General features: G+C 41.4%; 5 protein-coding genes. 4 read left to right on the forward strand and 1 reads right to left on the reverse strand.

The annotated features are described in order from the left end of the window. Positions 1-74: 74 nt before the first annotated feature. Positions 75-524 carry a DUF4332 domain-containing protein gene (locus I8752_RS13445; RefSeq protein ID WP_214432828.1) on the forward strand — a complete coding sequence of 150 codons (450 nt, stop codon included), beginning with the start codon at positions 75-77 and terminating at the stop codon, positions 522-524. Positions 525-582: 58 nt separating this feature from the next. Here the strand turns inward: I8752_RS13445 and I8752_RS13450 are convergent, their stop codons facing one another. Then, positions 583-1,194 carry a TetR/AcrR family transcriptional regulator gene (locus I8752_RS13450; RefSeq protein WP_214432829.1) on the reverse strand — a complete coding sequence of 204 codons (612 nt, stop codon included), beginning with the start codon at positions 1,192-1,194 and terminating at the stop codon, positions 583-585. Between the two features lie 150 nt (positions 1,195-1,344). On the opposite strand from I8752_RS13450, the gene I8752_RS13455 reads away from it, so the two are divergent. From I8752_RS13455 to I8752_RS13465, 3 genes are all read left to right on the forward strand, one after another. Continuing rightward, positions 1,345-2,952: a M16 family metallopeptidase gene (locus I8752_RS13455; RefSeq protein WP_214432830.1), complete on the forward strand. Its 1,608-nt coding sequence runs from the start codon at positions 1,345-1,347 to the stop codon at positions 2,950-2,952. Between the two features lie 35 nt (positions 2,953-2,987). Beyond that, a complete protein-coding gene (locus tag I8752_RS13460) occupies positions 2,988-4,571 on the forward strand; it encodes a M16 family metallopeptidase (protein WP_214432831.1) in 1,584 nt (527 codons plus the stop codon). Between the two features lie 271 nt (positions 4,572-4,842). Then, complete coding sequence (locus tag I8752_RS13465) at positions 4,843-5,118, forward strand: hypothetical protein (RefSeq protein WP_214432832.1); 276 nt, start codon at positions 4,843-4,845, stop codon at positions 5,116-5,118. Positions 5,119-5,721 lie beyond the last annotated feature (603 nt).

A 5,721-nucleotide genomic window follows, 5' to 3' on the forward strand; every position in this document is an offset into this window, starting at 1 on the left:
CTATATTGTGCAACATAGCAAAGAATTTTTTGTAAGTCACAATATTTAAATAAGCCTTTGTTTGAGTTGTAGAAATGTCTGTTAAGCGCATAAAGAGTAGGAGTCCTGTCATCTGTTGTGATTGGCCTATCGAGCAATTGCCTGGATTGAGTCAGGAAGAACGATCGCAACTGCAAAATTGTGGAATTTTAACCACAGGAATGTTATTCAAACAAGGCAAAAGTCCAGCAGCTAGGGTGGCGATCGCTAATAAATTACAGGTTCATCTCCAGTATGTAAATAAATGGGTAGCTTTGGCTGATTTAGCGCGTATTCCTAGTGTCGGCACACAATATTGCGGTTTATTGCTTCATGCAGGAATTGGTTCTGTAGTACAGTTAGCTCAGGTTCCCACTCACAGATTGCACCAACAAATTTTGCGCTTGCAGGTAGCAACAATGCAACGGCGAGATTTGTGTCCGCCAATTGAACTGGTGCAACAGTGGAGTCAGCAAGCGAAGATAGTGCTGAGTGCTGAGTGCTGAGTGCTGAGTGCTGAGTGATAACTCTTAACTTCTAACTTTTAACTTTTAACTCTCGTTCTTATTCTTTGGCTAAGACTCCATTAAGAAAGATATCAGCGAGTCCTTCGGCCATGTGCTGCATTTCTTGAGGGGAAGCGTCGGGTTCCATCAGGGTATTGTTTGAAAATCCGGCGATCGCAAACATTCCTAAGAAAACTTTGGCTACAAGTTTTGCATCTGCTTGGCGATAAATGCCTTTATCCATTGCCGTTTGAAAGAATGCTTCGGCAACATCGGTCATTTTGTTAATGACTTCGATTTGAATGCGATCGCGCAAGTCTGGGTGAAACTGCACCTCCATGAAACAAACTCGCATTAAATCGACATTCTTGTGAAAATTCCACATCCGACGGCGCATTACCTGAGCTACCGCTTTGTAGCTGCCCATTTCACTCAATTCTGTGAGTAAATCTGTTAAGATGTCCACCCAGCCACTAGTTGCTACTTCTATTAAAATCGCCTTTTTATTTGGAAAATGACGAAACAAAGTGCCCTCAGCGACACCTGCTGCTTGTGCTAAATCGCGGGTAGTAGTGCCATCAAATCCTTGGGAGGCAAACAACCGTTGTGCCGCTTGTAAAATGCGGGTACGCGTTTGAGCCTCTGAAGGTGGAGAATTAAAAACTCGCATAACAATTATTGTGTGATTTTCGGAACACGACTTGTAGCATTATTGTCTAACGTCAAGTAAAAAAGCACCGAAAGCTTAATACTAGATTAACGCCCTGTTTGCCCAATCGTTTGTTTCTTAGGTAGTGAAATTTTACTTCAATTGTCGCTTATGAATCAGCACAGCCGTTCAATTTGGGATTTGTCCCATGAAGTATCTATGATTTTACGTCGGCTATTGGCAATGTTGACGGCACTAATAATTTTCTGGTGGGGGCTAATTCCAGAAGTCGCTCTAGCACAGACTCAGACTGCACCTCCTCTCCAAAGACCGCAAGCGCCAAGTTCGATTCAACCTTATTTGGATCGAACGATGAAGCAATTGACAGAGTTTCGCCTCGAAAATGGGATGAAGTTCATTGTTTTAGAACGGCATCAAGCACCAGTAGTCTCATTTCTTACCTATGCAAATGTAGGTGGTGTGGATGAACCCGATAAGAAAACGGGTGTAGCACACTTTCTAGAGCATTTGGCATTTAAAGGTACAACACGTATTGGTACAAAAGACTACAAAGCAGAAAAACCGCTACTAGACCGATTAGAGCAGTTAGATACTCAAATTAAAACTGCGAAAGCTAACGGGAAACAAGATGAGGTATTGCGCTTACAAGCTGAGTTTGAGCAAGTGGAATCGCAAGCCGCTAAGTTAGTCAAACCAAACGAGATGGGGCAAATTGTCGAACAAGCTGGAGGCGTAGGTTTAAATGCTAATACTTCCACAGAAGCCACTCGTTACTTTTACAGCTTTCCTGCTAATAAGCTAGAACTTTGGATGTCGTTAGAGTCAGAGCGATTTTTAGCACCTGTAATTCGTCGGGAATTTTATAAAGAAAAAGATGTAATTTTAGAAGAACGACGGATGCGGATAGAAAATTCACCCATCGGGCTGATGGTGGAGAAGTTTATTGATACTGCTTATAAAGTTCATCCTTATAGGCGACCGGTGATTGGTTATGACGAAGATATCCGTAATCTGACACCGGAAGATGTGGAGAAGTTTTTTGATACCCATTATGTTCCGAGTAATTTAGCGATCGCCATTGTCGGAGATGTTAACCCAACTGAGGTGAAAAAACTCGCACAAATTTATTTTGGACGCTTTCCAGCCAAACCAAAAGCTGTCGAGCAAATTCCAGTGGAACCATCACAAAAACAAACACGCGAAGTTACTTTACAGCTAAATTCTCAACCCTGGTATTTAGAAGGTTATCATCGTCCAGCAGTTACTCATCCCGACAATGTAATTTATGAAATGATTGGCAGTTTACTCAGTGACGGACGGACATCGCGGCTGTACAAGTCTTTGGTAGAAAAGCAACGCTTGGCCCTAAATGCACAGGGTTTCAGTGGGTTTCCTGGGGATAAGTACCCAAACCTGATGCTGTTTTATGCTCTCACGGCTCCCGGACGCACAGTAGATGAGTTGGCGCTGGCTTTGCGTCAGGAAATTGACTCTTTGAAAACTCAGCCTGTAGCAGCAGATGAATTGCAGCGGGTGAAAACCCAAGCAAGAGCGGGTTTATTACGCACCCTCGATTCCAATATGGGGATGGCTCAACAATTGTTGGAATTTGAGGTGAAAACTGGCTCTTGGCGGAATTTATTCAAGCAGTTGGATGAAATTGCAGCGGTGACACCTGCGGATATTCAGCGGGTGGCAAAGCAGACTTTTACACCTGAAAATCGCACGATTGGTAAGCTGTTGTCGAAACAGGCGTGAGATAACTAACCGCAAAGGACGCAAAGGAAGAGAGTATGCAGAGATCCAAGGTGAAGAGTAAAAAGCAGATGGAATTAAAAATTAAAAATGCAAAATTCGTCTTGAAAGGTTTGTTACGCAGGAAAACTTTCCTAGCAACTTTTCGCCAAATTCAAAGAAGTCAACGGCTGATTTTTATCTTGATTGCTGCTTTTGCCTTTTTACTTTTAACTTTTAACTTTTCTCTAGCGGCGACAGCGGAGGCGAAGTATTACACGGAGTTGAAGTTTGCACCGCTACCTGAAATTAAGTTACCCAAGTATGAGCGGTTTGTTCTCCAAAATGGCTTGGTTGTGTATTTGATAGAAGATCGCGAATTGCCATTGGTGAATGGTACGGCGTTGGTGCGTACAGGCAGCCGTTTGGAACCAGCGGATAAAGTTGGCTTGGCTGGTTTTACAGGTGCGGTAATGCGAACTGGTGGAACTAAGCAGCATTCGCCTGATGAACTCAACCAAATATTGGAACAACGGGCAGCTTCTGTTGAAACTAGTATTGGCGAAGCTAGTGGTGGCGCTAGCTTTGAAGCACTCAGCGAAGATTTAGAAACAGTGTTTGGACTGTTTGTTGAGGTGCTGCGAGAACCAGTGTTTGCTGCCGAGAAGTTAGATTTGGCTAAAACACAGGCTAGAGGTGGAATTGCCCGTCGCAACGACAATCCAGATGAGATTGCCACTCGTGAATTTCGCAAATTACTTTATGGCAAAGATAGCCCTTATGGTCGGACGATAGAGTATGCCACAGTCGATCGCATCTCTCGTGAGGATTTAGTTAAGTTCTACGAGCAGTATTTTCACCCCAATAATATAATTTTGGGAATTGTCGGAGATTTTGATGCTAAGAAAATGCGATCGCTCGTTCAAGCTAAGTTGGGCGACTGGCAGCCTAACCCCAAAATCACTAAACCTCAGTTAACAGAGGTGTCGCCTGCTAATACAGGTGGAGTATTTTTTGTCAATCAGCCGCAACTAACCCAAAGTAGCGTGCTTATGGGGCATTTAGGCGGACGCTTCAATAATCCAGATTATCCAGCGCTAGATGTGCTGAATGGCGTGTTAAATGGATTTGGCAGACGCTTATTTAATGAATTGCGATCGCGTCAAGGTTTAGCTTACTCAGTATATGGCTTATGGAATCCCCGCTTCGACTACCCTGGCATGTTTATTGCTGGCGGACAAACGCGCTCTGATGCCACTGTACAATTTGTCAAAGCGCTACAAGCTGAAATTAAGCGTATCCAAACTCAAAAAGTGACGGCAGAAGAACTCGCTTTTGCTAAAGAATCAACACTCAACTCCTTTGTGTTTAACTTTCAAGATCCCAGCCAAACCTTATCGCGGTTGATGCGCTACGAATATTATGGCTATCCAGCAGATTTTCTGTTTCGCTATCAAAAAGCCGTCGCAGCAACAACAACGGCAGATGTGCAACGGGTAGCCAAGCAATATCTCAAGCCAGAAAATATCGTGACTCTGGTAGTGGGGAATCAAACCGCCATTAAACCACCTTTGACACAGTTAGCAGCAAAAGTAACGCCAATAGACGTAACAATTCCCTCACAACCACAGGCAAAGAATTAATTGAGGTTAATTGTATATAAAAACTGCATTTAGGGACGCGTCTTGGCGCGTCTCTACTTCTATGAAACGATTAGCAAGACAAAAAAACTATCAACATTATCAAATTTACACTTTTCCAGACAAAATTTATATTGTTAGGTCTTGAAAATTAGTAGACAAATATTGACTTAATCAAATTACATTACAAAATATAAATAAGAGCTTTTGTATTTGCAGTTTAATCTTATCCAAGAGCATTTTACTTACTACCAACATATTTCCGGAGTTAAAAATGGCAAGAATAATAATCTCAAATTTGAATACTAATAGTGACAATTTGCTTAATCAACTAGAATCTTGGGAAATAAAAGCTGTCAGCGGTAGTTACGGTGAAACAGGTTATTACAATACACCAGAAACAACAGACAGCACGGGTTCTATAAGAGATTCTGTATTCAGTACGCTCAATCAAGTAGACGATCTTCTCGGTAACTTAAGGGCACAGATAGGTAAAGAAATGTATAATATGCAAAATAAAGCAAATCAGCAAACGACGGGTTATAGATAGTCTCATTTTCTGATTTATTATCGTGTATTCTTAAGTCTAATTGACATTAGAATGCACGATTTTTATATAAATTATTAATTAAATCATATACAGTATTTTTCAGGTAAACGAGGTACACGGGTAGGGGCGTACCGCTAAAGCGGAACCCGCAGGATACGATCGCAAAGGCTAAGATTGCTTTATTCCACCGCATTACACTCGCTTTGGGTATTCTATCAGCTAATCGTCATTGATTTTTCCAAACTGATTCGCTTGTAGTAAGGGCTGAAGCCCTATTTTTATGCAACTTAAATTCTCATAGGACTTACGTACATGTCGTAGCATCCAGATATTGAAGAAAAACATTATATCTGTATTTGCTATGTTGCGCTTATTTAAACATGTCTTACTATTAACTCAAAAAAGTTGTTCAAAATCGAAAATACGCTTTAGAAAGACTGAAATTATTTAATTATGTCTTTTTATACAGGTTTTTAGCCTTGATTTATTCAGTTTGGATGAATAAAAATTGCATTAGCAGTTGAGCAACACAACTTGATTGCAACAATATTTTTAGGAGAAAATCATGGCAAGTATTAATCTTTCTGAACTACATAGTGCTGG

This window comes from Dendronalium phyllosphericum CENA369 (genome assembly GCF_016056275.1).
Taxonomy (GTDB): Bacteria; Cyanobacteriota; Cyanobacteriia; order Cyanobacteriales; family Nostocaceae; genus Dendronalium; species Dendronalium phyllosphericum.

Bases quoted from the DNA above. Each gene is read 5' to 3' on its own strand.
- I8752_RS13450 (WP_214432829.1), bottom strand. From the start codon at position 1,194: ATGCGAGTTTTTAATTCTCCACCTTCAGAGGCTCAAACGCGTACCCGC.
- I8752_RS13455 (WP_214432830.1), top strand. From the start codon at position 1,345: ATGAATCAGCACAGCCGTTCAATTTGGGATTTGTCCCATGAAGTATCT.
- I8752_RS13445 (WP_214432828.1), top strand. From the start codon at position 75: ATGTCTGTTAAGCGCATAAAGAGTAGGAGTCCTGTCATCTGTTGTGAT.
- I8752_RS13460 (WP_214432831.1), top strand. From the start codon at position 2,988: ATGCAGAGATCCAAGGTGAAGAGTAAAAAGCAGATGGAATTAAAAATT.
- I8752_RS13465 (WP_214432832.1), top strand. From the start codon at position 4,843: ATGGCAAGAATAATAATCTCAAATTTGAATACTAATAGTGACAATTTG.